The sequence below is a fragment of the Serratia liquefaciens ATCC 27592 genome (genome assembly GCF_000422085.1).
GTDB classification, from domain to species: domain Bacteria; phylum Pseudomonadota; class Gammaproteobacteria; order Enterobacterales; family Enterobacteriaceae; genus Serratia; species Serratia liquefaciens.
This window is the reverse complement of the sequence record NC_021741.1, coordinates 3,764,090-3,789,421: the sequence shown is the minus strand read 5'-3', so window position 1 is coordinate 3,789,421 and position 25,332 is coordinate 3,764,090. Positions and strand designations below refer to the sequence as shown.

The window sequence follows — 25,332 nt, the reverse complement described above, 5'->3', positions numbered from 1 at the left end:
TTCTTTTCAATAATTGAACAACTTTGGACATAAATGGCTTTTGGCCTGTTAACGCTGTCCAGCGGAGGAACGCGAAGTGATGAAATGGATAAGCCAGACTGCCGGGTGTCGGTGGCGGGGGCGATATTTATGACGCTCGCCATTTTTGCGGCTTTCTGGGCCGTTTCGATTCTGTTCGTTATCACGCCGGGGTTGGACTGGGCGTACATCATCTCGGCCGGTATCCGTGGGCGGGTGGTGGTGCCTGCAGTAGTAGGGTTGCTGTGTGGGCACCTTATCGCTATAGCGATCGTGGCGGCAGGCGTGGGCGCTTTGGTGACAGGCAATCCTATGGCCCTCACGGCGCTCACCCTGCTGGGGGCCGGCTACCTGTTGTGGATTGGCATCAACATGCTGCGCCATCCCCCGACGCCGAGCGCCAGCGATGCGCAGGCGTCCGGCTCCTGGTTGCGTTGGGCCGGCAAGGGCATTTGCGTCAGTGGCCTGAACCCCAAGGTATTCCTGCTATTTTTGGCTTTACTGCCTCAGTTCACCGATGCAGGTGCCAGTTGGTCGATCCCGAACCAAATTCTCGCGCTTGGCTTGTTGCATCTGATCAGCTGCGGGGTGGTTTATTTGATCGTGGGGTATGGCTCGCAGTCGGTACTGCAGACGCGCCCGCAGGCTGCTCGGGTTGTCAGCCGTTTTTCCGGCGCGGCCATGGTGTTGATCGCCGTCGGGCTGCTTGTCGAGCAGGGGATAAAGTAATGTCTCAGGCAGTTACCTCACTAAAAAGCCCGCCGATGCGGGCTTGAAAGGGCCTGGAAACTACACCCTGACGGCAAGCAGCACGGAGGAGGCTTTGACCAGAGCGATGACACGGGCCCCGTTCTTTAACGCCATCTCCTGCAGGCTTTCATTGGTGATCACCGAGGTCAGTTTGAAACCGGCATCCGTTTTAATGTGCACGGTACTGTTCACCGCCCCTTGCTCCACTGCACTGACTTCCCCGGCGAATTGATTGCGGGCGGAGAAACGCAGCCCGCAGTCTTCCGAAGCCAAAATAACCCAGGGGGCCTTAATCAGCGCCACCGCTTCCTTACCGGCGACCAGGCCAAGCGACTGCTGGCTTTGTACCGTCACAATAGCGACTAACTTCTCGCCGCCCGGCAAAGTGATTTCCACTTCGTCATTTACGGCGCCTTTAGCGACGGCAGACACGATGCCGGATAACTGGTTACGGGCTGAAACTGACATAAATTCTCCTTGGTCAGACATGAGGATGAGATGGCCTTACAGCATGACCACTTCCCGCCGCGTTTGCCAATGTCGCGAGATAATTCTGTGAGCGGCGGAGGGCATTCGCAGCACGACGTTTTCCCCTGTTCAAGATGACCAATTACATTTGCTCGCCAAAAAAGTAATGAGTATGATTATTATTCTCTTTGTTATTCGCAGCTAAGGCGGTCCAGCCGCCTGCGATAAAGTGAACCCCATTCACAAGGAAACATTGAGACGTACGGTGGGGCTCATTTCTCCTGTTGAGAAAGCCAAAAATAATCCGCAAGAGCCTCCACTCAATCAGTTTATATGGCCAAGGATTTCCTGATGAAGATGAAAGTTTCTGCGCTCGCCGTGGTGATGACACTGGCGCTGAGCGGTTGCGTCGCCCCTAAGCAACACGACGCTTCTCCGATTGCCCAACCTGTCGCTGCGGCGGCTCAATCTGCCGACAACGTGGTTAGACGCGATCTGGCGGATGGCCTGTATGAGATGGCGCTGTCGCCGGCGGGCGATGCCTTGTACGTGGCCAGTTCCGAAGGCTTTAAAGATGTGCAGGGCGGGGTGGTTTATAAGCTGGATGCGAAAACGCTGAAAACGCTCGGCGCTACCCACACCGATCTGAAAAACTTCGCCATGCAGATCTCCCCGGATGGCAAAACTCTTTATGTCACTAACTCCCTGGACGGCGGCATCACCGCGATCAATACCGCCGACGGCAAAGTGAAAGGCCGCTTTCTGTTTAGCGAACGCAACGAGAAAGGGCTGCCGTATGGCGCGCGCCAAATTCTGCTGCACAAAGATACGCTGTACGTAGGTGCTGTGGCTGACCCGGCGTTGATTTGGGTGGTGGACGCCAACACGCTGAAATTAAAAGCGCGGATCAAAAACACCGGCAAATGGATGACCGGCCTGCATTACTCGGAACAAACCCAGCGTTTGTACGCCGCGAACGGCAGCGGTGAAATTCTGGTCATCAACCCGAAAAACAACCGAATCGAAAAACGCTGGAAGCCACTGGGCGAGAAGCCGGCGCTGCTGCTTAACCTGGCGGAAGACAGCGAAACCGGGCGCCTGTTTGTGACCGACAATTCCAAAGCCAAAACCACGCTGGTGCTGGATATTCATAGTGGAAAACTGCTCAAGCAGCTGGATGTCGGCGACTCTCTGGCAGTGCTGTTCAATGCCAAACGCAATGAAATCTACCTCTCGCAGCGTGAGTCCGGCAAGGTGCTGAGCCTCAATGCCACGACCTATGCCGTGAAACAGAGCTGGGCGGTAACGCCAAATCCAAACAGCCTGCAGCTTTCCCCAGACGGCCAGGTGCTGTTTGTCACCGTCAAGCAACCCTTTAATAAGGATCACTCTACTCAGGGGCCGGACAGCGTCGTTCGCATTGATTTAAATAAATAAGCTCTATCGGCCCGGTAACGGGCCATTTTGTTCCACTTCTCCTCATACATGAGTGAATTATGCACAACACCAGTTCAACATCATTTCCGCAACGCCTGACGTTATTGGCGCTGGCCATCGGTGCGGTAAGCCAGGGCGCGCTGGCCGCTCCGGCAGAAAGCAGCAAAAAAAATCAGGAAGAAACCCTGGTGGTTCAGGCCACCAAAGAGAGCGATTTTAAAGCCGGCGGCGAAGATCTGGTTCCCGCTTATCTCGATGGACAAATCGCGCATGGCGGACGTCTGGGGATGCTGGGCGAACAAAAAGCCATGGACGTACCTTTTAACGTGGTCGGCTACACCGCGAAGCTGGTGCAGGATCAACAGGCGAAAACCATTGCCGATGTCATCAGCAATGACGCAGGCGTTCAGGCGGTGCAGGGCTACGGCAACTTCGCCGAAACCTACCGCATTCGCGGCTTCCAGTTGGATGGTGAGGACATGACCATGGGCGGCCTGTCGGGCGTGGTGCCGCGTCAGGTGATGGATACCCAAATGCTGGAGCGCGTGGAGGTGTTCAAAGGCGCTAACGCCTTGCTGAACGGCGTAGCCACCAGTGGGGTGGGCGGTATGATTAACCTCGAACCCAAACGTGCGGAAGAGACGCCTACCACGCAGGTGGGCATCGATTACACCTCTGACTCTCAGGTCGGCGGCAAGCTGGATGTAGGCCGTCGCTTCGGTGACGACAACCAGTTTGGCGCGCGGGTGAACCTGGTGCACCGCGAAGGTGAAGCTGCCGTCAACGACGACAAACGCCGTACCACGCTGGCCTCGGTGGGACTGGATTACCGTGGCGATCGCTTCCGCACTTCGCTGGATTTTGGCTACCAGAAGAAGACCTTCCACGGTGGAACCATGGGGGTCAACATCAGCGGCGTCGACTTTATTCCAGCCGTGCCGGATCCGACCAAAAACTACAGCCAGAAATGGGGCTACAGCGATATCGAAAACGAATTCGGTATGGTGAAGGCGGAATACGACCTCACTCAACGCTGGAAAATTTATACCGGGTTGGGCGCGCAGCATGCTCATGAAACCGGGCTCTACAGCGCACCCAAGCTGATCAATGCCAACGGCGACGCCACGGTAGGGCGTCTGGACACCAACCGCATTATCGATGCGTTCAGCGGCATGGCCGGGGTCAGCGGCGAATTCAATACCTGGGATGTCTCGCACAAGGTGAACCTGGGTTATTCTGCGCAAATCAAACGCGACAAAACCGCCTGGCGCATGTCGGCCAACAACCCGACGACCAATATTTATGACAATCACGATGTGGCGGTGCCGGATAACGCTTACTTTGGCGGCAACTATTCCGATCCGTTAACCACCGCCCGTAATCGCACCCAGGGCTGGCTGTTCAGCGATACTTTGGGGTTCTTTAGCGATCGGGTGCTGTTTACCGCAGCGGCGCGCCATCAGAAAGTGGTGGTGCGCAACTACAGCAACGCCACCGGCTTGGAGGACACCTCGTCCCGTTATACCCAAAGCCGCTGGATGCCGACCTTTGGTCTGGTCTACAAGCCGTGGGAAGAAGTGTCGCTCTACGCCAACCACACCGAAGCTCTGCAGCCGGGGAGCAACGCGCCGAAGGAAGCCACGAACTTTGGCCAGAGCACCGGTATTGCCCGTTCCAAACAAAATGAAGTGGGGGTGAAGGTCGATTTCGAGCGCGTGGGCGGTTCGCTGGCGCTGTTTGAAATCAAGAAGCCTTCAGCCATGCTCAACAGCGAGAATTATTATGCGCTGGATGGCGAGCAACGTAACCGCGGCGTGGAACTGAACGTGTTCGGTGAGCCGATGCTCGGGTTGCGCCTTAACGGCAGCACCACCTGGCTGTCGCCTGAGCTGACCAAAACCAAAAATGGCACCAACGACGGCAAGGATGCTATCGGCGTTTCGAATTTCTATATGGTGATGGGCGCCGAGTATGACATCCAACCGGTTGAAGGCCTGACTGCGACCGCCAGGGTTCGCCATACCGGCTCGCAGTTTGCCGACGCGGCGAACACCAGGAAACTCGACAGTTACACCACGCTGGATCTCGGTGTGCGTTACCGGATGCGCATGAACGCGGATCAAAACACCATGGTTTGGCGCGTTGGCGTGGATAACGTCACCAACGAGAAGTATTGGTCCAGCGTGGAGAGCAACGGCACCTATATCTTCCAGGGGCAATCGCGCACCCTTAAAGCCTCGCTGACTTACGACTTCTGATCTTCTCAGGCCTGATGGCATAGCGGCGGTTTGACTCACCGTTAAACCGCCGCGACTTTCCCCGCGGTAAATCGATCGTTTTCTTTCCCCCGGTCTGTGCCGACAATCGCTGGATGGCAAAGGGGCGGCATGGTACAACCATACGCTGAATGCCCGGCCTTCAGCCTTTCCTCTTTTTGGCTTGGCCAGCGTAGGGTCAATAATACTTATTACAGGAACAGCAATGCCTGCCAGTCAAACCTCTAGGAGCCCTCTCTGATGCTGGAGATGTTATTACAGTGGTACCGCCGCCGCTTCACCGATCCGCAAGCCATCGCGCTGTTGGTGATCCTGCTCGCCGGGTTCCTCATTCTCTATTTTCTGCATGGTATTCTGACCCCGCTGCTGGTGGCCATCGTGCTGGCGTATCTGCTGGAGTGGCCAACCGCGCGGTTGCAGCGCATCGGCTGTTCGCGAAATTGGGCGGCAAGCATGGTGATGATCCTGTTTGCCGGTATCGCGATGCTGCTGGTCTTCGTGGTGGCGCCGACCGCCTGGCAACAGGGCATCAACCTGATGACCGATCTGCCGGGCATGCTCAACCAGTTCTATAACTTCGCCGCGACGCTGCCGAAGCGTTACCCGGCGCTGGTGGATGCCGGCATCATCGACATGATGGCAGAGAACCTGCGCGGACGCCTGTCGGGCATGGGCGAGTCGGTGGTGAAATTCTCGCTGGCGTCGCTGGTAGGCCTGCTGACGCTGGCGATTTATCTGATCCTGGTCCCGATGATGATGTTCTTCCTGTTGAAGGACAAGGAACAGATGCTCAATGCCGTGCGCCGGGTACTGCCACGCAACCGTGGGCTGGCCGGGCAGGTGTGGATCGAAATGAACCAGCAGATCACCAACTATATTCGCGGCAAGGTGCTGGAGATGGTGATCGTCGGGGTGGCGACCTATCTGGTGTTCGCGGTTCTCGATATGCGCTATTCGCTGCTGCTGGCGGTGCTGGTCGGTTTTTCGGTGCTGATCCCCTATATCGGTGCGGTTCTGGTGACCATTCCGGTGGTGGTGGTGGCGATGTTCCAATGGGGTGTTGGCGCCGATTTTTGGACGCTGATCGTCGCCTATCTGGTGGTGCAGGGGCTGGATGGCAACCTGCTGGTGCCGATTCTGTTCTCTGAGGCGGTCAACCTGCATCCGCTGGTGATCATTCTGTCGGTGATTATCTTTGGCGGGCTGTGGGGTTTTTGGGGCGTGTTCTTCGCTATCCCGCTGGCAACCTTGGTGAAGGCGGTTATTCATGCCTGGCCGGACGAACTGCGGGTAGAAACGGAACAGGAATAAGCGTGGATAACGAAGCGCAGCAGGTCGCTGCGCTTCGTGAGAATTATTGTTTCAGGTAATCCAGAACGATGTCGTGATGATTGGTGGTCTTAAAATCATCAAACACTTTTTCAACCTTGCCTTTGGCGTCGATCAGGAAGCTGATGCGGTGGATGCCGTCATAGGTTTTCCCCATGAAGGTTTTCTCACCCCAAACGCCGAACTGCTGCGCCACCTGATGATCCTCATCAGACAACAACGTGAAGTTTAACAACTCTTTCTCGGCAAAACGCGACAGTTTCTCTGGTTTATCCGTGCTGATGCCCAGAACTTCGACACCCGCTTTTTTCAAGTCATCCATGTTATCCCGCAAACCGCAGGCCTGTACGGTACAGCCCGGCGTCATCGCCTTGGGATAAAAATAAACAAGCACTCGCTGTCCCTGGAAGTCGGCCAAATTAATTTCCTCACCGTCCTGGTCAGGCAAACTAAACTTCGGCGCTGTGTCACCGGCTTTCAATGGGCTCATCACTACTCTCCATCTTTCTCATCATGCTGTGGATAGTTCACAACGCTAATACTGCCTTGTGCTTTCAATTCTGTACATAGGCGATGAAAGGCTTGTTCAATATTTGAGGCATCCTGATTGCCGGGGCTGTGCGCGGTGATCTGGATATACAGCTGCGGCGGCAGGTCGCCTTCCGCAGGCTGGGTGCGCGATACCAGCTCGGCAATGTTCATCTGGCTGGAGTCGAACAAATCGGTAAAGCGTTCGATGATGTGCGGCGAGTCTTTCACCTCAACCTGCACCCACACCGTGGCCGGCATCGGTGGCCTTTCGTGTGAGTTGGTGCGCTTCATCACAATCAGCAGCTCCAGCTCCGCGCCTTTTTGCGGCAGGGTTGATTCGATCAGGGTAATGGCGTTCCAACTGCCGGAAAGCAGCATGATGAAAGTGAACTCTTCACCCAGCATGGCCAGACGGCTATCTTCGATATTGCACCCGCAGCTGCTGACGTGGCGGGTGATGGCATTGACGATTCCGGGGCGATCGGCGCCGAGCGCGGTAATCACGAGATAGTGTTCATCTGGCTTAGGCAAAATGGAGCTTCCTGTCGTGCTCAATGGGGTTACCATGGTAAACATAAAAAAAACCGCCTGCCAAGCGCTTACAACGCCGTTGTTTGCTTGCTTTTGGATAGGCAGCAAAAGTACCATGAGTGACTTGTTTGTGGAGGGGACGGCCAATGTTTACGGGAAGTATTGTTGCACTGGTTACGCCGATGGACGACACAGGTGCTGTCGATCGCGCGAGCCTAAAAAAATTGATTGATTATCATGTAGCCAGTGGAACTGCGGCCATCGTTTCCGTAGGGACTACCGGCGAGTCCGCAACGCTTGCCCATGACGAGCACGTTGACGTGGTATTGCAGACGCTGGAACTGGCCGCAGGCCGTATTCCAGTGATCGCAGGTACCGGCGCCAACGCCACCGCCGAAGCCATTTCGCTGACCCAGCGCTTTGAAAATACCGGCGTAGTGGGTTGCCTGACGGTCACGCCTTACTACAACAAACCGACTCAGGAAGGGCTGTACCAGCACTTCAAGGCGATTGCCGAAAGCACCGCACTGCCGCAGATCCTCTATAACGTGCCTTCGCGCACCGGGTGTGACATGCTGCCGCCGGTGATTGCGCGTTTGGCAAAAATTAAGAATATTGTTGCTGTTAAAGAGGCAACAGGGAACTTAAGTCGTGTAAGTCAGATCCAAGTGCTGGTTGATGATGAAGATTTCATTTTGCTGAGCGGCGATGACGCCAGCGGTCTGGATTTCATGCAACTGGGCGGCAAAGGGGTGATTTCCGTGACGGCCAACGTGGCGGCGCGTGAAATGGCGCAGCTTTGCGCGCTGGCAGCACAGGGCGACTTTGCTGAAGCACGCCGCTTAAATCAGCGCTTGATGCCGTTGCATCAGGATTTGTTTGTAGAAGCAAACCCAATTCCGGTGAAATGGGCCTGTAAGGCATTGGGATTGATGGCAACCGATACGATGCGTCTGCCTATGACGCCGTTGACCGACGCTGCCCGTCCGGTAGTGGAACGCGCGTTGAAAAGCGCCGGTTTGCTGTAACTCTAAGGGAAATTTGATGGTTTATTCATTGCAAAAGTCGACGGTAGCAAAAGTCGTGGGTATTTCGCTGGTTATGATGCTGGCCGCCTGCACCACCGATCAGCGTTACAAACGCCAGGTGAGCGGCGATGAGTCTTACCTCGATGCGTCGGTGCTCAAGCCACTGAACGCACCAGCCGGTATGATCCTGCCGGTGCAAAGCGGTAATTATGATGTTCCGGCCACCACGCTGAAAGGCGGCGTCGGCAAGCAACTGGATATTCGTCCGCCGGTGCAGCCACTGGCGTTGCTGAGCGGTTCACGCGCGCAATATGCCGGCGACAGCGGTACGCTGCTGTTGGAAAACAACCCGCAGAACCAGAACCTGTGGTCGCGCGTTGTCAGCATGCTGCAGACGAAAAATATCGCAATCGCCTCACGTCAGGACGCCGGTCAGACGCTGACCACCGACTGGGTGAAGTGGAACCGTCTGGATGAAGACAACCAGTACGAAGGCCGCTACCAGATCAGCGTACAGCAGCAGGGTTACCAGCAGGCGCTGACGGTGAAAACCGTGGGCCTGCAGCAGCAGGGTAAAACCGAACAGATTACCGACCCGTCAGAAGTGCAGCGCTACAACGGCATGATGATGAACACCATCGTTGAAGGCCTGGACAAGCAGGACAACCTGGCAAGCAGCCAGACGGCCAACCGCTTCGGCGCGCTGGACGTGCAGAGCAGCGCTGATGACACCGGCCTGCCGATGCTGGTAGTGCGCGGCCCTTACACCGTGGTATGGGATCGCCTGCCTGCGGCGTTGGAGAAACTGGGGATGAAAGTGGGTGACCGCAGCCGTCCGCAGGGCACCGTCGCCGTCACCTACAAATCCCTGAGCGGTAGCGATTGGGATGCGTTGGGCGCCAAGGATCCTGAACTGAAAGAGGGCGATTACAAACTGCAGGTCGGGGACTTGAACAACCGCACCAGCCTGCAATTTATCGATCCTAAAGGGAAGCCATTGACCCAGTCGCAAAACGACGGCTTGGTGGCGGCCTTCCAGGCAGCATTCAGTAAAACCAGCGTTAACTGATTGAAAAGGGGCTACGGCCCCTTTTTCTTTGAACAATACGGTATCGTTTGCGTCGCAGTTTTGGCACAATATACCCATCATTTTTGAAGCTACAACCGTGTTGGCTACGTGTATTCGCCCTGTCACTTACTTGAGTAAGCTCGCGGGGAGTCCCGCACCTGCCGCCTTGCTGTAACTCCAATTATTTTGGGTATATCACGCCTGTGTGTTAAAGCATTTTTAAAACAATTCTTTATTGGAGTATGTAAGATGCAAAAGCTAGCTGAGTTGTATCGCGGAAAGGCAAAAACCGTCTACACCACCGAAAACCCTGATTTGCTGGTGTTGGAGTTCCGCAACGATACGTCAGCACTGGATGGTCAGCGCATTGAGCAGTTCGATCGCAAAGGCATGGTGAACAACAAGTTTAACCATTTCATTATGAGCAAACTGGAAGAGGCCGGCATCCCGACGCAAATGGAACGCCTGCTGTCAGACAACGAAGTGCTGGTGAAGAAGTTGGACATGGTGCCGGTCGAATGCGTGATCCGCAACCGCGCTGCCGGTTCACTGGTGAAGCGTCTGGGCATCGAAGAAGGCCTGGTACTGAACCCGCCGCTGTTCGACCTGTTCCTGAAAAACGATGCCATGCACGATCCGATGGTCAACGAATCCTACTGTGAAACCTTCGGCTGGGTGAACAAAGAGCACCTGGCGCGTATGCGCGAGCTGAGCTACAAGGCAAACGACGTGCTGAGCAAGCTGTTTGACGACGCGGGCCTGATCCTGGTCGACTTCAAGCTGGAGTTCGGCCTGTTCAACGGTGAAGTGGTGCTGGGCGATGAGTTCTCGCCGGACGGCAGCCGCCTGTGGGATAAAAACACCCTGGACAAGATGGATAAAGACCGCTTCCGCCAGAGCCTGGGTGGCTTGATCGAAGCCTATGAAGAAGTGGCCCGTCGCATCGGCGTCAAGCTCGACTAAGCGTTGTCGCGCTCTACGGGGTCATCCGGCCCCGTCAGATTTTGACAAAGGGGGATAAAGCGTGGTTTTTCCCCCTTTGTGTTATCAGCCGAAAATCAATAAATTGATTTTCCAGATTTATTTTCAAAACCTTTAGCGCCTGCCGCCAAACATTCTCTGTTTGTCAGCAGTCTCACGGAGCCGTTCGGCCCCGTTAACTTCCCGCAATATTTCTCTCTGACTGCATTTCCGGAAAAATTCTACATTTCCTCCGCTGCTCAGCACTTATAATGATAATACCCGGCATACTTGAAGCTGCATCTGTGTTGGCTGCACTCGTTCACCCGAATCACTTACATGAGTAAGTTCATCGGGATTCACTCATTTGCCGCCTTGATGCAACTCCAATTATTTTGGGTATTGCGTACAATGACAAAAACCTAATCTGGAGTTTATTTATGCGTTGGCAAGGGCGTCGGGAAAGTGACAATGTTGAGGATCGTCGCGGGCAGTCTTCAGGTCTGGGTGGCGGCGGTGGCGGCTTTCGTGTTCCTCGCGGCAAAGGCGGTATCGCCATTCTGGTGGTGGTGTTGGTGGCCGGCTATTACGGCATCGATCTCTCGCCGCTGTTGAACGGTGGGGACGTGAGCCCGCAAACTCAGCAACAAAGCGCCAGCATCAGTCCAAAAGACGATGAACTGGCTAAATTTACCTCGGTGGTGCTGGCGTCTACCGAAGATAACTGGAAAGAAGTTTTCCAGCGTATGGGCAAAACCTATCAGCCACCCAAACTGGTGATGTATCGTGGCGTAACGCGCACCAGTTGCGGTACCGGTCAGGCGGCGATGGGGCCGTTCTATTGCCCGGGTGACAAAACGGTGTATATCGACCTGTCGTTCTATCAGGATATGAAAACCAAGCTGGGTGCCGGCGGTGACTTTGCCCAGGCCTACGTAGTGGCGCACGAAGTCGGCCACCATGTGCAGAACCTGCTGGGTATCGAGCCGAAAGTGCGCCAAATGCAGCAGGGTGCCAGCCAGGCGGAAGTGAACCGCCTGTCGGTGAAAATGGAACTGCAGGCGGACTGCTTTGCCGGCGTGTGGGGCAAATACGCCGAGAAACAGCAGATGTTGGAAGAGGGCGACTTGCAGGCGGCATTGAACGCCGCGCAGGCGATCGGCGACGACCGTTTGCAGCAGCAAGGGCAGGGACGGGTGGTGCCGGACAGCTTCACCCACGGTACTTCGCAGCAGCGCTACACCTGGTTTAAACAGGGCTTCGACAGCGGCGATCCGAACACCTGCAACACCTTCGCATCCCGTTAACATGCCATGCCGGAGCCTGACTCCGGCATTTTTTTCAGGTCTGGATCCACGGTTATGTTACTGGCAATGCAACAACTTATGCAGCAGCAGGGCATCAGGCGCCTGCTGGTGATCAGTGGCGAGCCGCAATGGTGTCGCCAGCAGGCGCTACAACTGGCGAGTACCCTGCCGGGTGACTGGCCGTGGGTAGGGGAAAACCCGCCGCCGGGCCTGCAGGCCTTGGCGAGCGGTGCGGTGCGGACGCTGCTGGGGCAAGAGCGCCTGCACGCGGTGTTTGATGCGACGAAAGGGCTGGACGTTGAAGCCCTGGCCGCGCTGTCGGGCACGCTGCGAGCCGGCAGTTGGCTGCTGTTGCTGACGCCGCCGTGGCAGCAGTGGCCTCAGCAACCGGATGACGACAGCCTGCGCTGGAGCGATTGCCCACAACCGATCACCACCCCAAATTTTATTCATCATCTGCAGCGGCATCTGACGGCGGACAGCGAAGTCACCGTCTGGCGGCAGGGTGAGGCGCTGACGCTGGCGCCATTGCCGCTGCGTCCACAGTGGCAGGCACCAGACGGCCAACCCACCGCCGAGCAGCAGCGGCTGCTGGCGCAATTACTGAGCGCGGCGTCGGGCATTTGGGTTTTGACCGCCGCACGCGGTCGCGGCAAGTCAACGGTAGCGGGGATGCTGGTGGCGAACACCTCGCAGACCTGCTGGTTGGTCGGACCGAGCCGCGCCGCCACCGAAGTCGCCGCCGAATGGGCACAGGGACGTGCGCAATTCTGGGCACCGGATGCGCTGTTGGCCCATTGCCGCGAACAGGACGTCAGTGACGTAGGGTGGTTGCTGGTGGACGAAGCGGCGGCGATACCTGGCCCACTGTTGCAGCAGTTGGTGAGCTATTTCCCGCGCGTTTTGCTGACCACCACGGTGCAGGGTTATGAAGGCACCGGCCGGGGTTTTTTACTGAAATTCTGCGCCGGACTGCCCGCGTTCCAGCCATTGGGGTTAGATCAACCGATGCGTTGGGCGCAGGGCGATGCGCTGGAGCGCATTATAGATAACGCGCTGCTGTTTAACGAGCAACCCTGCTGGCCGGTAACGGATAAGCCGGTGAGCATCAGCGGGGCTGAGCAAGCCATGCTGTGCGCCGATCCGCAAAGGTTAGCGCGTTTTTACGCTTTGTTGAGCAGTGCCCATTACCGTACTTCACCACTGGACTTACGGCGGTTGATGGATGCGCCGGGCATGCACTTTGGTTTGGCTCAGGTAGACGATGAGGTTGTCGGCGCCCTGTGGCTGGTGGAAGAAGGCGGGCTGAGCGCCGAACTGGCACACGAAGTCTGGGCCGGTCGACGGCGTCCGCGTGGCAACCTGGTGGCACAATCGCTGGCGGCGCACGGGGGCCAGTGGTGGGCACCTACGCTACGTTCGCGGCGCATCACCCGCATTGCGGTGTTACCCGCACTGCGTCAACAGGGCATTGCCCGCGATCTCATTGCTCGGCAGCGCCAGCAAGCACAGGGGCTGGATTATCTCTCGGTCAGCTTTGGCTATACCGAGCCGCTGTGGCGTTTCTGGCAATCTTGCGGTTTTGAACTGGCTCGTATCGGCAGCAAGACAGAGGCCAGTAGTGGTTGTTACACCGCGATGGCGATCCTGCCGCTGAGCGAACAGGGCGAGGCGTTGCGCCATGCCGCCCATAAACACCTGGCACGTGACTGGCGCTGGTTGCAGCCGCGTATTGATCTGCAGATAGAGATCCCCGGAGACGACGGCGATACGCAGCTAGGGGAGGACGACTGGCGTGAGCTGGCAGGATTTGCCTTCGCGCATCGGCCGCTGGAGGCCAGCCTCGGGGCACTGCAACGCTTACTGTTGGCCAGTACGCTATCATTGCCCGCACTGCGGATGCATCTGCAGCAGTCGCTGGCGCCGGCAGTCTGCGTGGAACGGCTAGGGTTTAGCGGGCAGAAAGCCTTGCTGCGCCGCTGGCGACACGAGGCAGGACTGGCGCTCGAACAGCTGGATGCGCAGCACGGTCTGCGCTGGAAAGCGTGGTCCCAGTCGTTGCAATAAATTGAAGATGTTGCTCAATAAAACCCGATTTTCCTGATTTCTCAGCGGCGTATAGTAGCTGGCAGAAACCGGGGCATCTGGCGCCGGACAGGATCTTAATCACACGAGGAGTCACCGATGAAACATGAGCATTTCGTTGTCCAGAGCCCGGCAACACCGGCTGCGCAGCTGATCCTGCTGTTTCACGGTGTCGGCGATACCCCGGTGGCAATGGGGGAAATTGGCCGTTATTTCGCTAAAGAATTCCCGCAGGCGCTGGTGGTCAGCGTGGGTGGCCCCTCTGCTTTTGGTAACGGCAGCGGCCGCCAGTGGTTTTCAGTGCAGGACGTCACCGAAGAAAATCGCGTTGAGCGCATTGCTGAAGTGATGCCACTGTTTATTGAAACCGTGCGTTACTGGCAGCAACACAGCGGCGTGAATGACGCCGGCACGGCGTTGGTGGGCTTCTCTCAGGGGTCTATCATGGCGCTGGAAGCTCTGAAGGCGGAGCCTAAATTGGCCGGCCGCGTGGTGGCTTTCAGCGGGCGCTTTGCCAGTCTGCCCGACCAGGCGTTCGGTGACAGCGTGGTGCATTTGATCCACGGTGAGCAGGATGCGGTGATTTCAGTGCAACATGCCCAGGCGGCGGCGGAAAGGCTGCAGGCCAACGGCGTCGATTTTACGCTGGACGTGGAAGAGGGCGTGGGGCATGCCATCAATCAGGACATGATGGACAGCGCGCTTGAACGGCTGCATTACTACGTGCCGCAGCGCTACTGGGAAGAGGCTATGTTCGGCAAGCGCGGCGACTTGATCGCCTTTAAATAAGCTTCAGGGCGCATAATGCGCCCTGATGTCATTTTTTCTTCGGCCAGTCGTCTTCGTCATCCCACTCGGCGTTGTTATCGCGGTGCGGCGGCAGCTTCGGCTTATCGGCCAGATAGCCTTTCACGTCGACGCGGCGTAGTTCTTTGATCCCGCTGATGATCATCCCTACTAGAATCAGCAGGATAATCCACCAGTAGTCAGCTAACCATTCCATATTCACTCCTTTCCTTCAGCGCGTATAAAACGCGAAAATATCGCTGGCAGATGGGCTTCAAGCCATTGAGCACCGGCAATATCCTTATCTTTCCAGGCCGCCAACAGCAGCGCAGGCGTCAGCAGATGTTCGGCTTCCTGCGCCAGCGGGCGGTAGCTCAGGTGCCAGGGCTCCACCGCCACGCCGTCGCCGTCTTCGGTGAACGGACGATAAAAGCCAAATTCGCCCATGTGTTCCGTCATCCACTGATTAAGCGGGTAAAAGTAACCGCCTTGTTCGTATTCCCACGGCTCCAGCTGCAGCTTTTGCCCTTCGGGCAACAGTGCGGGGTCATAGACATCCAGGTCGCTGCCCCAGTGATGGCGGCTGGCGCCCGGCAAGGCCGACCAACGCAGGATCGCTTCGCAGCGCTCGGCGTCAGACAGCGGCGTGATGTCGATCGGTCGGCTGTCCTTATCTAATACTGGTCGCTCGCCGCAGAATTTTCCATTCCAGATCGCCTGTTGCCGTTCAAAATCGCGAAATGTGCTGGCGGGTTGCAGATTGAACCCGGCGGCATGCGCCGCTTGCTGCATGGCGAGAAACGCGGCCACTGCGGCAGGCTGCATGCGGTGGTTACCGCTTAGCGGCGCCAGATGGTCGGTCGAGCGCCCGGTCAGCATTTCTGGCGTGATCATGCGATCAATTGCTCCATGATGCGTTGATACATGCGGCTCAGCAGTTGCAGATCGGCCGCGTGTACGCATTCGTTAACCTTATGGATGGTGGCGTTTACCGGGCCCAGCTCAACCACTTGCGCCCCCATCTGGGCGATGAAGCGACCGTCAGAAGTCCCGCCGGTGGTCAGCAACTGCGGCGTCAGCTCAGAATAATGTTCGACGGCATTAACCACCGCATCCACCAATGCGCCGCGCGCAGTGAGGAACGGCTGACCAGACAGACGCCATTCGATGCTGTAGTTCAGTTGATGACGCTCGAGCAGCTCTTCCACGCGTTGTTTGATCGTCGCATCGGTCGATTCGGTGCTGAAACGGAAGTTGAACTGGACGAACATCTCACCGGGGATCACGTTGTTGCTGCCGGTACCGGCCTGCACGTTGGCGATCTGCATGCTGGTCGGCGGGAAGAATTCATTGCCGCGATCCCATTCTATCGCCACCAGCTCATTAAGCGCCGGCATGGCGCGATGTACCGGGTTATCCGCCAGGTGCGGGTAGGCGACGTGGCCCTGAATGCCGTGGATGTGCAGGTTTGCGGTGATAGAGCCACGACGGCCGTTTTTCACCACGTCACCAACGCGTTCGGTACTGGACGGCTCGCCGACCAGGCAGTAATCCAGACGCTCGTTGCGTGCCATCAGGGCTTCGACCACTTTCACCGTGCCGTGGGTTGCGCTGGCCTCTTCATCGGAGGTGATCAGGAATGCCAGGCGCCCCTGATGGTGCGGATTGGCGGCCACAAAGCGCTCGGCCGCCACTACCATGGCTGCCAACGAACCTTTCATGTCCGCCGCGCCGCGGCCATACAGCATGCCGTCGCGGATGGTCGGTTCAAACGGCGGGTTGTCCCAGCGTTTTTCGTCGCCGGTCGGCACCACGTCGGTGTGGCCGGCAAATGCCAGAGTTTGCCCCTCGCCACGCCAGGCCCAAAAATTCAGGGTATCGCCGAAAGGCATAGGCTCAACGGTGAAGCCGATGGCTTCAAGACGTTCAATCATCAACGCCTGACAGCCTTCGTCGTGCGGGCTGAGGGAAGGACGTTTGATCAGTTGTTGGGCCAGTTCGATTACCGGGCAAGTCATGCTGCCACCTCGGAAATAAATTGCTGATAGCTGTCGGTGTTGAAACCGAGCAGAGCATGCCCCTTGCCGTCGCTCAGCAGCGGGCGCTTGATGATGGCCGGCTGGGCCAGCATCAGTTCGATGGCCGCATCGGCATTATCGCAGGCGTTGCGCTGCGCTTCGTCCAGTTTGCGCCAGGTGGTGCCGCGAGTGTTCAGCAGCGGTTCCCAGCCCAAAAGTTCGACAAAACCACGCAGTTGCTGTTCGTCCAGCCCGTCGGCGCGGTAGTCGTGAAAGTGATAAGCCACGCCCTGTTCTTCCAGCCAGCGGCGTGCTTTTTTGATGGTGTCACAATTTTTGATGCCGTACATGGTCAACGTCATGGAGTAAGAACCTTCTCTGCAACCCACACCGGCGCGTGTGGCCGGTGGTAAACCGCCGGGGCGGTGAAATGAAAACCAGCGACCAGCATGCCGAAAAATGGCGGGGAGTTCCACCGTCCAATGGCCTGAAAGCCGGGGAAAAGCTGAAAAAAAACGGCGCGCATTTATTGCGGCGGATTTTGCTAATCTTAGTGCGCTATTCAGTCACCCTACATAAGAAGAAGATGAGCATGGAAAAATACCTGATTGAAGTTGCCGAAAATGCGACGGAAGAAATAGAAGCCCTGATTGAAGCCGGGCTGAATCAATATAACGACGAGGTAACCGGCACCAACGATCGTCGCCCGTTGGCGGTGGTGGTGCGAGATCCGGCCAGCGGTGAAGTGTTGGGCGGCATCAGCGGACGTTCATCGTTGGGCATGCTGTTTGTGGATCTGTTTCATTTGCCAAAATCGCTGCGCGGATCGGGGTTGGGCAGCGAACTGCTGCGCCGTTTCGAGCTGGAAGGGCGGCGCAGAGGCTGCGTTTCCGCCGTGCTGTACACCATCAGCTTCCAGGCGCCGAAGTTTTATGAATTGAACGGCTGGACGCGCTTTGGCGAGGTACCCTGTCTGCCGGCGGGCACCAGCCGCGTTTTCATGATGAAGACGCTGTAGCTTAGCGGACCGTTACTCGTCTCTGACCTGTCGCAACTTATAACCCAGGTTCTTTTTCACCATCGGCCATTCGTGGTCGATGATGGAGAAAACCACCGTATCCCGATAGCTGCCATCCGCATTTTTCTGGTGATTCCGGAGGACTCCGTCTTGCTTGGCACCCAGTCGCGCGATAGCCGCTCTGGAAGCCTGGTTGTGCCAGTGAGTGCGAAACTCAACGGCAATCACCGCCAGAGAGTCAAACAGATAACTGAGCAGCAGTAATTTGCACTCGGTGTTGACGGTGGTTTTTTGATGACTCTTGGCATACCAGGTGTAGCCAATTTCAACGCGACGGTTTTGCGCATCGGCATGACAAACACGGGTGGTACCGATGATTTTTTGCGTGGCGTTGTGCACGACGACGAACGGCAACGCTCGTCCTGCGGCCTGTTCACTCAAGGCAAAGTCGATATAATCTGAGACGGTATTTTCTGTGGGTACCGAGGTAAACCAAAGTTCCCAAAGGCGTCCGTCGGCGGCTGCCTGTACCAGGGGCTGCGCATGCTCTCTACGCAGTGGGAGCAGGCTGACATTGTCGCTTTTCAGCTCGGTTTCACCAAGCCAGCATAGGTCAGACATATTCTGCAACTTTCCTCGTTAAATTGACTGTTTAGCGGACATAGCCATTCTGCTCCAGGCGTTCCAAAGCCACGCTGTCAGCATAGACCATACCGGTGGTCAGCTCGCGGAAGCGGTATTTTTTGTAGAATGCCAGCTTGTCGGGAACCGAGTAGATAAATACTTTGCCGAGCGGCGCCAAATCCTGCATCACCCGATCCATCAGCTGTCGCCCCAGTCCCAGCCCCTGAAAGTCCGGATGGATTGCCACGTCGGCCAGATAGGCTACCGAGGTCATGTCGCTGATGGCGTGGGCGGTGGCCATCAATCGGCCATCGCGATAGCCCCAGTAGCAAAATTGGCTGTGTTGGTAAACGCGCTGCAGCACCTGCGGGTCACGCTGGCCCAGCCCTGCAGCTTCCAACAGCGCGGCCAATTGCGACCAGTCGACGCCATAGCGATTTGGATCGGTGACAATTTCCATGTTTTCCTCCTAGCCGATACGGTCCAGATCGGCAGCGTATTGGCGAATGGCGCGCTGATAACTGCTGATGTCGCTGTGTGAGGAGGTTTCCGCTAACAGCACCAACAAATCGGCCACTGCCTGTTTGGTTTCACCCAGGTTGTACAGCGTCATGGCGCGAAACAGGGTGATCTCTTTGGCCTCGGGAAATTCGGCCAACCCCTGGTCGAAGGTGGCCAGCGATTGCTGATACAGGCCAAGCGCCCGATAGGTGCTGCCCAGGCCAAGCCAGGCTTCCTGTCGCTGCGGAGCCGGTAAATTACGTGCCAGCGCAGCCTGGTAGCAGGGAATTGCCTGTTGCTCGAATCCTTGCACGTCGTACAGACAGGCTAATTGGTAGTGCAGCACGGCATCTTCCGGTTGTTGCAGCAACTGCTGCTGCGCCAGTTCGGTGGCGTCTTGATAACGGCCCAGCTCTTTCAGTTGTTCGATGGTCAGCGTAGGGGACATGACATGGCCTCAGAGAAATGGGGGTTTTTTATACCTTTGGCACGCTACTACGGAAGAATTCATCATACAAGGGATATAGCGGTTAGAAATAAATCGGCCCCGTTATCCGGGGCCGTTTAATACTGTAGGGCGATCAGAACTCGTGCTTCAGCGTCACCATAACGTTACGTGGCTCGCCATAGTTGCGGGTGCTGTAGAAATTCACCTGCGAGTAGTATTTCTCGTCGAAAACGTTGTTCAGGTTCAACTGCACCGAGGTTTGCGGCGTCAGCTTGTAACGCGCCATCGCATCGACCAGCACGTAGGACCCTTGCTCGGCTTTGCGCTCGACAAATTCACCGTTGCTGGCGCCCTGGACGTTGGCATAAACATTACTCTGCCAGCGTGCGCCACCGCCCAGCGTCAGATCGCGCAGCGCACCCGTCAACTGATAGGTGGTGAACAGAGTGATGCGAGTGCGGGGCTGCTCGGTGTTGAGATCAACCTTATCCTTGTCCTTCAAGGAGAAATGGGTGATGCCCAACTGGGCATTCCAGCCCTGCGCCAGTTCACCGCTCAGCTCGAACTCCACCCCTTTGCTGGTTGCGCCCTGACTCTCATGATAGGTCTGTTGCAGCGCGTTGATGTTTTCCGGATTTTCATCCAGTACGCCCAGATTATCCTGAGTAATGCGGAACGCCGACAGCGAAACGTTGAGACGCTCATCCAGCAGCGCGGCCTTGATGCCCACCTCTTTGTTGACCCCTTCGATCGGCGCCAGATAGTGGCCGCTGCTGTCGAGATAGTTCTGGTCCTTGAAGATGTCGGTGTAGCTGGCATAGGCAGAGACCTGATCGGTCAGCTTATACACCGCCCCCAGGAACGGAGTCACTTTGTTCGCCGTGGTGGTGGTGGTGTTTTTAAAGCTGTTGAAACGGGCACCGAGCACCAGATCCAGTTGATCCGTCACCGAGAAGTCGGCGCTGCTGTAAATCCCGATTTGCCGCGTACGGAAATCCTGCTGCGGCATTTTGTCTGACCACGCAGGTTCACCCAGGCCGCCGTTCCAGTCCTTCAGGCTGCCGCTAAACAGCTGTGTGGTACTGGCACTGCGATAGGTGCTGTAGCTGTGTTGCCAGGCGGAGGAACTGCCCACCACAAACTTGTGGGTGCGGCCCAGCAGTGAAAAGTCCCCGTTCAGCTTCAGGTCTACCGCGTGCTGATCCCGATAGCCTTCATAGCGCCCGGCGTAAGGGGTTGAAGGCTTTACCGCCCAGGTGTCCGGGTCGATCAGGCCGCCGAGGCTCATCGCCATTTTGGCATCGAAGGCCTGACGGTTGTGGGTGTAGTTGGCTACGCCTTTCCAGTCGTTAGCGAACTGGTGTTCCAGCGTGGCGAACTGGGTGCTGAGGGTGGTGTCCCAGCTTGACCAGTCTGAAGCCCCGCTGTAGTGGCGATCCCAGTTGATCTCGCTGCCGTCGCTGAACCAGCCGGTCGGCAGCGCGCCGCCCCAGGTGGAAGCTTTTGGCCGGTTTTGCTGATAGTCAGCCCCCAGACGCAGCAGGGTGGCGCTGGTCAGGTCAGCTTCCAACGTCCCGTAGACCGTCCCTTTGCGTTCTTGATGGCGATCCATGAAAGAGTGGCTGCGTTCACCGGAGGCAGCGACGCGCACCCTGACGGTACCTTCATCATTGAGCGGGGTACCGGCATCGATCGTGGTGCGATAGTGATCCCAGGAACCGGCCGAAAGCTCGGTACGGGCAAAAGGAGAAAGGCTGGAGGCTTTTTTCCTGACCAGATTGATCGCAGCGCCCGGGTTTCCGACGCCGTTCAACAATCCTGCCGCACCCCTGACGATCTCCACGTGATCGAGCGTGATCGAGTCAATTTCGGATTCCCCGCCGGAATAGCCCGAGTCAAAGAAAGTAGGGATACCATCGTATTGATAGCTGTCCACGCTGAAACCACGGTAGTTGAACGAAGAACGTTCGCTATCGTAATTGCTTTCACTGACGCCGGTAGACCAGCGCAGAATTTCCTTCAGCGAGTTGGCGTTGAGATCGTCAATCAATTGGCGCGAGATCACCGAAACCGACTGTGGCGTATCCTTAATGCTCAACGGCAACCCGGTTGCCGTGGTCATCTGTTTGGTGGTGTAGGAGCCGGTATTCTCGGTGCTGCCGTCATCGCTGAAGGGGGACGCGACCACCTCCAGGGTTTCTTCTTTTTGGCTGTGGGCGGTCTGCTCGGTGCCTGCCGCCTGCGCCATCATCACCGGGACGCACAACAGTGCGCCGCCGGAGAGGCGAATCATAAAGCTAGCCATGGAGATGCCTCACAATCCGCCAAGATCAATCTTGATCAGGTAATCCTGTTTTTTCTCCATCTCTTCCTTGGACTGCTTGATGCTGGCGAACAGCTGCTGGCCGTCGGAAGAAAGCGCCAGGCTGTTAGGCAATGCATGGGTAGTGATGCTGTTTTTCACCTGATAGCTGTTGCTGTCGACGATGCTGATGCGTTTGGCTTCACGGTGAGTGATATAGATCTCGCTGCGCAGCGGGTTAAATAGCACCGCCAGAGAATTGATTACGTCAATCTGGTGCAGGATTTTCCCGCTGTTGACGTCCACGACCAGTACGTTTGGCAGATCCGGATCGGTGATAAACGCACGACCGGTTTTGCTGTCCAGAGCGATATTGAGGAAGAAGTGTTTCTTGGTCGGTTCGACCACCACGCGTTTGAGGATCTTATGGCTGGTGGCGTCCAGCGTAATCAGTTCGCCACGGCCGTTAACGCAATAGATATGGCCGCGTTCGCTGTCCAGCGCAATGCCGGTCGGGTATTCACCCATGTTGCCCAGCGTGGCAATTTTTTCCCGCTTGGCGGTATCAATGACCCATAGCACGCCTTTTTGCGCCGTGCCGGAAACATAAAGGCGCTGATTTTTCTTATCGAGCAGCAGTTCGCGCGTCGGGACAAACTGATCGTCTTTCACGCTTTCATTGAGTTGAATAGTCGCGAGTTCTTTACCTGTCTGGGTATCGATCACCGTGACTGAGCCGTCGACGGTGTTGCCGATGTACAACAGATGGCGCTGCTCATCCAATGCGGTGGCGAAGGCGCGTCGCTTAGTGACGATATTGGCGTCGGTGGCCAGCGTGGCGGGGTTGACTCTAAAGACGATACCGCCGTTTTTTTCTTTGGCGAAGGAAGGCGTAGAGGCGGCAAACAGGGTGTTGCTGGTGCCATCAAAAGCCAGTTCATACAGGCCGTGCCCGACCGGTTTGGTTTGAAATTGACTCTCGGGAAGGTCAGCGGCCAGCGTTGAACAAGACAACAGCAGCACGGCAGACGCCAGGGCGCTGAGGGAGAAACTTTTGCCTGAAGTGGACAGGTGCATCTTCATATACATTCCTTTACATCAGTTTACGATTCGCAGATGCTAATGATATTGATTATTAATATCAATATCATTTAATTAATCATATGAAGATATGGTTGTTTGGCATTGAAATATAATGATTTATTAAATATCCCTTATAAAATCATGTTATTAAATGGCGATGTTTCCGGTATGTTTAAACTATGTAATGATTTTCATTTCGTTTTAATGTCTGAAAATATCCGCTATATTCGCCCGGCGACTGTTAAGAAGTGTAAATAAAAAATCATAACGACAGATCGTTATGGCGACGCTGGTGGTGGCATTGATGCGTACTGCGTTTTATTGCGTCAGCCGTTTTGGGAAGGCTTTGTGGGCGACAACACCCACCGGAAACAGGCTTTATTAGGAAAGGAAATGATCAATCAATCCTCCATGGGAAAGGGCTCCCGCATCGCCACGGCCATAGCGCTGGCTTTGATGTGCGCACCCCAGGTTTACGCACAGGAAGGCGGGACAGAAAAAGACAAGGATGCCTTGCAAGAGGATCAGGTCGTGGTGACCGCCTCCGGGTTCAAGCAGAACAAAAAATATGCCCCCGCCAGTATCTCCGTCATCGATAAAAAGACCTTCGAAAAGCAGAACAGCCGGGATGTCGCCGAAGCGGTGCAGGATGTTTCCGGGGTGTTCGTCAGCAACGGGGCCGGGAGCGAAGTGACCGGCGATGTGATGATCCGCGGCATGGACTCGAGTTACACCTCGTTCATGGTCAACAGCATCAAACAAAATACCGGCGAGTCGCGCCCGTATGGTCAGAATATTGGTACCGAAGCCGGTTTTTTACCGCCGCTGGCGGCCATCGACCGCATTGAAGTGATCCGTGGCCCTATGTCATCGTTATACGGTTCCGACTCCATTGGCGGTGTGGTCAACGTGATCACCAAAAAGCCGTTTGGCGTAAGGGAGTGGATTGGCTCGATTGCCGGCAACAGCTTCCTGCAACAGCATCAGGACTTCGGTAACACCCAACAAGCCAATCTGTTTTTGATGGGGCCCTTGGTGCCCGATGTACTGGGCCTCAGCCTGTCGGCGGACTACCTCGATCGCCGTGAAGATGAAAAACCTAACGCCTTCAGCAAAAACAACAAGAAGTCGCTCGACATGACGCTCGGCTTTGCCGCCAATGAAACCAACCTGTTCGATCTGAACCTGGCTAAAGGGGAGAAAAAACGCAGCCGTTCTGCCAAAGGCGGCGGTACGCCGTGGGGCTGGGACTTCGATCGCGATGCTCTGAGCCTGACTCATTCAGGTTGGTACGCGGATGACAGTGTCGCCACCACCAGTTATTTCCAGTACGAGAAAGGCGAATCGGTATATCGCTCCGTCAGCCTGGCCCCGCAGCATATCCAGACCGAAAATTATGTGCTGAATAGCCAGGCTAAACTGAGTTTGGGGGAACATAACCTGACCGTCGGTGCCAATTACAGCCGCGAAACGCTCAATGACGATTTCTACGCCGACAGTAAAAAAGCGCCAGGGATCGATCCGGTAACCAAAATTTCGCGTGATGGGTGGGCACTGTTTGCCGAAGGGCAGTGGAATATCGATGACTTTTCGCTGACAACCTCGGCGCGTATGGACAGGGACAACTACTTCGGCACCCACATCAGCCCGAAACTCTACGGCAACTGGATTTTAGACGAAGCCTGGGCGCTGAAGGGCGGGATCTCTTCCGGCTATAAAAAACCTTCGCTGCGGGAAAACTCGGATCAATTCATTACGCCGCGTGGCAGCAACCCGCCTTATCCCTATCTGTCGGTGGGCAACAGCGAGCTGAAGCCGGAAACCAGCGTGAATACCGAGCTGGGCCTGTACTGGAATAACAACCGTGATTTGTCCCTCGACGCCACGGTGTTTTATACCGACTTCAAGGACAAAATCGCAGAAGTTAACATCTGCGAGGCGAGTGAGAATCACCCTTGCGTGGTTAACGGCTATAACGCCGATTCCATTGATAAATATTTCAATATCGGCAAGGCCAATGTCTACGGTGTGGAACTCAATGCCGATTGGCAGGCGACCGACAGTTTGAACCTCAGCGCAAACTATACGTTTAACAAGAGTGAACAGAAAAACGGCATCAACAAGGGTTATGCGCTGAATGACTTCCCGAAACACATGGCCAACTTATCCGCCAAGTGGGCCGCAGCTTCGGCATTGGACGTTTGGTCCAAGGTCAATTATCGCAGCCGCAACGAGGATACCGGTAATCATACCCGCTATAGCGCTTATGCCTTGTTGGATGCCGGCGTGATTTATCGCCTTGATAAGCACACCCAAGTGATGGCCGGCGTGTATAACATCTTGGATACGGCCCCTAAACGCACCACCAATTGGGGCGCTTATCCGCAGCTTGAAGGCCGTCACTACAACCTTGGCCTGCGCGTTGATTTCTAAATCTCGCTGAGTTAAAGCTCCGGCCGCCAGCCAATGGCGGTCGGTTTAGATCTTTTATCTATCTCATTTGCTGGATTGATATCGGAAGGGAATAGCCGCAGTTCTTGCTCGATAAGATAAGTACGAAAATGTGCACTGTCCCCTGTTTTCGCGGGTGGCATCGTTCCCGAGGTGCTTCACTTGCTCAAAAAACAAGCGTAGAATTCGCTTCGTCTATTAATTGAGGTTGTGAATTATTATGGTTGATCGTGAATTGGGAAACTGGAAAGACTTCATCGATGAGATGTTAGGTAACTGACACTGCGGTAAAGTTGATAGCAAGGTTGGTTT

At 56.1% G+C, this 25,332-nt stretch carries 25 protein-coding genes; 13 read left to right on the top strand and 12 right to left on the bottom strand.

All coding sequences use genetic code 11. The annotated features are described in order from the left end of the window. The first annotated feature begins 129 nt into the window (after positions 1 to 129). Positions 130 to 747, top strand: a complete 618-nt coding sequence (locus M495_RS17770) for a LysE family translocator (RefSeq protein WP_041415579.1) — start codon at positions 130 to 132, stop codon at positions 745 to 747. A 60-nt stretch (positions 748 to 807) separates the two neighbouring features. Here the strand turns inward: M495_RS17770 and M495_RS17765 are convergent, their stop codons facing one another. Beyond that, positions 808 to 1,236, bottom strand: a complete 429-nt coding sequence (locus M495_RS17765) for a TOBE domain-containing protein (protein WP_020828059.1) — start codon at positions 1,234 to 1,236, stop codon at positions 808 to 810. A gap of 351 nt (positions 1,237 to 1,587) precedes the next feature. On the opposite strand from M495_RS17765, the gene M495_RS17760 reads away from it, so the two are divergent. The 3 genes from M495_RS17760 to M495_RS17750 all read left to right on the top strand — a co-directional run bounded on the left by M495_RS17760 (position 1,588) and on the right by M495_RS17750 (position 6,260). Beyond that, complete coding sequence (locus M495_RS17760) at positions 1,588 to 2,673, top strand: YncE family protein (protein WP_020828058.1); 1,086 nt, start codon at positions 1,588 to 1,590, stop codon at positions 2,671 to 2,673. 59 nt (positions 2,674 to 2,732) lie between these two features. Beyond that, a complete protein-coding gene (locus M495_RS17755) occupies positions 2,733 to 4,931 on the top strand; it encodes a TonB-dependent receptor (protein ID WP_020828057.1) in 2,199 nt (732 codons plus the stop codon). A gap of 258 nt (positions 4,932 to 5,189) precedes the next feature. Beyond that, positions 5,190 to 6,260: an AI-2E family transporter gene (locus M495_RS17750; protein WP_020828056.1), complete on the top strand. Its 1,071-nt coding sequence runs from the start codon at positions 5,190 to 5,192 to the stop codon at positions 6,258 to 6,260. Positions 6,261 to 6,303: 43 nt separating this feature from the next. On the opposite strand, the gene bcp is transcribed toward M495_RS17750, so the two are convergent. Both bcp and M495_RS17740 read right to left on the bottom strand, forming a co-directional pair. Beyond that, positions 6,304 to 6,768: a thioredoxin-dependent thiol peroxidase gene (gene bcp, locus M495_RS17745; protein WP_020828055.1), complete on the bottom strand. Its 465-nt coding sequence runs from the start codon at positions 6,766 to 6,768 to the stop codon at positions 6,304 to 6,306. A gap of 2 nt (positions 6,769 to 6,770) precedes the next feature. Beyond that, positions 6,771 to 7,376, bottom strand: coding sequence for a glycine cleavage system transcriptional repressor (locus tag M495_RS17740; protein WP_197022814.1), 606 nt, complete (start codon positions 7,374 to 7,376; stop codon positions 6,771 to 6,773). 110 nt (positions 7,377 to 7,486) lie between these two features. Here M495_RS17740 and dapA point away from each other — a divergent pair, with 110 nt between their 5' ends. From dapA to ypfH, 6 genes are all read left to right on the top strand, one after another. Then, positions 7,487 to 8,368, top strand: coding sequence for a 4-hydroxy-tetrahydrodipicolinate synthase (gene dapA / locus M495_RS17735; RefSeq protein WP_020828053.1), 882 nt, complete (start codon positions 7,487 to 7,489; stop codon positions 8,366 to 8,368). 16 nt (positions 8,369 to 8,384) lie between these two features. Next, positions 8,385 to 9,437, top strand: a complete 1,053-nt coding sequence (gene bamC / locus M495_RS17730; protein ID WP_020828052.1) for an outer membrane protein assembly factor BamC — start codon at positions 8,385 to 8,387, stop codon at positions 9,435 to 9,437. Positions 9,438 to 9,686: 249 nt separating this feature from the next. After that, positions 9,687 to 10,400, top strand: a complete 714-nt coding sequence (purC, locus tag M495_RS17725; protein ID WP_020828051.1) for a phosphoribosylaminoimidazolesuccinocarboxamide synthase — start codon at positions 9,687 to 9,689, stop codon at positions 10,398 to 10,400. Positions 10,401 to 10,837: 437 nt separating this feature from the next. Beyond that, a complete protein-coding gene (ypfJ, locus tag M495_RS17720) occupies positions 10,838 to 11,704 on the top strand; it encodes a KPN_02809 family neutral zinc metallopeptidase (protein WP_012146218.1) in 867 nt (288 codons plus the stop codon). A gap of 54 nt (positions 11,705 to 11,758) precedes the next feature. Beyond that, positions 11,759 to 13,771, top strand: a complete 2,013-nt coding sequence (locus tag M495_RS17715) for a tRNA(Met) cytidine acetyltransferase TmcA (protein WP_020828050.1) — start codon at positions 11,759 to 11,761, stop codon at positions 13,769 to 13,771. Between the two features lie 117 nt (positions 13,772 to 13,888). After that, the gene (gene ypfH, locus M495_RS17710; protein WP_020828049.1) at positions 13,889 to 14,578 is read left to right on the top strand and encodes an esterase; all 690 of its coding nucleotides are present in this window, start codon (positions 13,889 to 13,891) and stop codon (positions 14,576 to 14,578) included. Between the two features lie 28 nt (positions 14,579 to 14,606). Here ypfH and M495_RS17705 read toward each other — a convergent pair whose 3' ends face one another. Genes M495_RS17705 through M495_RS17690 form a run of 4 tightly spaced genes read right to left on the bottom strand, consistent with a single transcriptional unit; the run spans position 14,607 to position 16,955 of the window. Further along, on the bottom strand, positions 14,607 to 14,792 hold the full coding sequence (locus M495_RS17705; RefSeq protein WP_020828048.1) for a YpfN family protein: 186 nt from the start codon (positions 14,790 to 14,792) through the stop codon (positions 14,607 to 14,609). Between the two features lie 2 nt (positions 14,793 to 14,794). Continuing rightward, entirely contained in the window at positions 14,795 to 15,469 is a 675-nt protein-coding gene (locus tag M495_RS17700) for a M15 family metallopeptidase (RefSeq protein ID WP_020828047.1), read from the bottom strand. After that, positions 15,466 to 16,593, bottom strand: coding sequence for a succinyl-diaminopimelate desuccinylase (gene dapE, locus M495_RS17695; RefSeq protein ID WP_020828046.1), 1,128 nt, complete (start codon positions 16,591 to 16,593; stop codon positions 15,466 to 15,468). Before dapE ends, M495_RS17700 begins: the two co-directional genes overlap by 4 nt. Continuing rightward, on the bottom strand, positions 16,590 to 16,955 hold the full coding sequence (locus M495_RS17690) for an ArsC family reductase (RefSeq protein ID WP_020828045.1): 366 nt from the start codon (positions 16,953 to 16,955) through the stop codon (positions 16,590 to 16,592). The genes dapE and M495_RS17690 overlap by 4 nt, the downstream gene beginning before the upstream one ends. Before the next feature lie 230 nt (positions 16,956 to 17,185). On the opposite strand from M495_RS17690, the gene M495_RS17685 reads away from it, so the two are divergent. Then, complete coding sequence (locus M495_RS17685) at positions 17,186 to 17,611, top strand: GNAT family N-acetyltransferase (RefSeq protein WP_041415576.1); 426 nt, start codon at positions 17,186 to 17,188, stop codon at positions 17,609 to 17,611. Positions 17,612 to 17,623: 12 nt separating this feature from the next. Here M495_RS17685 and M495_RS17680 read toward each other — a convergent pair whose 3' ends face one another. The 5 genes from M495_RS17680 to yncE form a co-directional block, all read right to left on the bottom strand. Then, positions 17,624 to 18,232, bottom strand: coding sequence for a GNAT family N-acetyltransferase (locus M495_RS17680; protein ID WP_020828043.1), 609 nt, complete (start codon positions 18,230 to 18,232; stop codon positions 17,624 to 17,626). 31 nt (positions 18,233 to 18,263) lie between these two features. Then, positions 18,264 to 18,695, bottom strand: coding sequence for a GNAT family N-acetyltransferase (locus tag M495_RS17675; RefSeq protein WP_020828042.1), 432 nt, complete (start codon positions 18,693 to 18,695; stop codon positions 18,264 to 18,266). A 9-nt stretch (positions 18,696 to 18,704) separates the two neighbouring features. Next, positions 18,705 to 19,184 (bottom strand): tetratricopeptide repeat protein, encoded by a 480-nt coding sequence (locus M495_RS17670; protein WP_020828041.1) that lies wholly within the window; start codon positions 19,182 to 19,184, stop codon positions 18,705 to 18,707. Positions 19,185 to 19,317: 133 nt separating this feature from the next. Next, positions 19,318 to 21,489 (bottom strand): TonB-dependent siderophore receptor, encoded by a 2,172-nt coding sequence (locus tag M495_RS17665; protein ID WP_020828040.1) that lies wholly within the window; start codon positions 21,487 to 21,489, stop codon positions 19,318 to 19,320. A gap of 9 nt (positions 21,490 to 21,498) precedes the next feature. Further along, entirely contained in the window at positions 21,499 to 22,569 is a 1,071-nt protein-coding gene (gene yncE / locus M495_RS17660) for a 7-bladed beta-propeller protein YncE (RefSeq protein ID WP_020828039.1), read from the bottom strand. A 393-nt stretch (positions 22,570 to 22,962) separates the two neighbouring features. Between yncE and M495_RS17655 the strand changes: the two genes are divergently transcribed. Next, positions 22,963 to 25,002, top strand: coding sequence for a TonB-dependent receptor domain-containing protein (locus M495_RS17655; RefSeq protein ID WP_020828038.1), 2,040 nt, complete (start codon positions 22,963 to 22,965; stop codon positions 25,000 to 25,002). A 238-nt stretch (positions 25,003 to 25,240) separates the two neighbouring features. Beyond that, on the top strand, positions 25,241 to 25,300 hold the full coding sequence (ypfM, locus tag M495_RS26135) for a protein YpfM (protein ID WP_100396732.1): 60 nt from the start codon (positions 25,241 to 25,243) through the stop codon (positions 25,298 to 25,300). Positions 25,301 to 25,332: the final 32 nt, after the last annotated feature.

Coding starts and splice junctions, on each gene's coding strand:
- M495_RS17770 (WP_041415579.1), top strand. CDS start 130: ATGACGCTCGCCATTTTTGCGGCTTTCTGGGCCGTTTCGATTCTGTTC.
- M495_RS17765 (WP_020828059.1), bottom strand. CDS start 1,236: ATGTCAGTTTCAGCCCGTAACCAGTTATCCGGCATCGTGTCTGCCGTC.
- M495_RS17760 (WP_020828058.1), top strand. CDS start 1,588: ATGAAGATGAAAGTTTCTGCGCTCGCCGTGGTGATGACACTGGCGCTG.
- M495_RS17755 (WP_020828057.1), top strand. CDS start 2,733: ATGCACAACACCAGTTCAACATCATTTCCGCAACGCCTGACGTTATTG.
- M495_RS17750 (WP_020828056.1), top strand. CDS start 5,190: ATGCTGGAGATGTTATTACAGTGGTACCGCCGCCGCTTCACCGATCCG.
- bcp (WP_020828055.1), bottom strand. CDS start 6,768: ATGAGCCCATTGAAAGCCGGTGACACAGCGCCGAAGTTTAGTTTGCCT.
- M495_RS17740 (WP_197022814.1), bottom strand. CDS start 7,376: ATGGTAACCCCATTGAGCACGACAGGAAGCTCCATTTTGCCTAAGCCA.
- dapA (WP_020828053.1), top strand. CDS start 7,487: ATGTTTACGGGAAGTATTGTTGCACTGGTTACGCCGATGGACGACACA.
- bamC (WP_020828052.1), top strand. CDS start 8,385: ATGGTTTATTCATTGCAAAAGTCGACGGTAGCAAAAGTCGTGGGTATT.
- purC (WP_020828051.1), top strand. CDS start 9,687: ATGCAAAAGCTAGCTGAGTTGTATCGCGGAAAGGCAAAAACCGTCTAC.
- ypfJ (WP_012146218.1), top strand. CDS start 10,838: ATGCGTTGGCAAGGGCGTCGGGAAAGTGACAATGTTGAGGATCGTCGC.
- M495_RS17715 (WP_020828050.1), top strand. CDS start 11,759: ATGTTACTGGCAATGCAACAACTTATGCAGCAGCAGGGCATCAGGCGC.
- ypfH (WP_020828049.1), top strand. CDS start 13,889: ATGAAACATGAGCATTTCGTTGTCCAGAGCCCGGCAACACCGGCTGCG.
- M495_RS17705 (WP_020828048.1), bottom strand. CDS start 14,792: ATGGAATGGTTAGCTGACTACTGGTGGATTATCCTGCTGATTCTAGTA.
- M495_RS17700 (WP_020828047.1), bottom strand. CDS start 15,469: ATGATCACGCCAGAAATGCTGACCGGGCGCTCGACCGACCATCTGGCG.
- dapE (WP_020828046.1), bottom strand. CDS start 16,593: ATGACTTGCCCGGTAATCGAACTGGCCCAACAACTGATCAAACGTCCT.
- M495_RS17690 (WP_020828045.1), bottom strand. CDS start 16,955: ATGACGTTGACCATGTACGGCATCAAAAATTGTGACACCATCAAAAAA.
- M495_RS17685 (WP_041415576.1), top strand. CDS start 17,186: ATGGAAAAATACCTGATTGAAGTTGCCGAAAATGCGACGGAAGAAATA.
- M495_RS17680 (WP_020828043.1), bottom strand. CDS start 18,232: ATGTCTGACCTATGCTGGCTTGGTGAAACCGAGCTGAAAAGCGACAAT.
- M495_RS17675 (WP_020828042.1), bottom strand. CDS start 18,695: ATGGAAATTGTCACCGATCCAAATCGCTATGGCGTCGACTGGTCGCAA.
- M495_RS17670 (WP_020828041.1), bottom strand. CDS start 19,184: ATGTCCCCTACGCTGACCATCGAACAACTGAAAGAGCTGGGCCGTTAT.
- M495_RS17665 (WP_020828040.1), bottom strand. CDS start 21,489: ATGGCTAGCTTTATGATTCGCCTCTCCGGCGGCGCACTGTTGTGCGTC.
- yncE (WP_020828039.1), bottom strand. CDS start 22,569: ATGAAGATGCACCTGTCCACTTCAGGCAAAAGTTTCTCCCTCAGCGCC.
- M495_RS17655 (WP_020828038.1), top strand. CDS start 22,963: ATGATCAATCAATCCTCCATGGGAAAGGGCTCCCGCATCGCCACGGCC.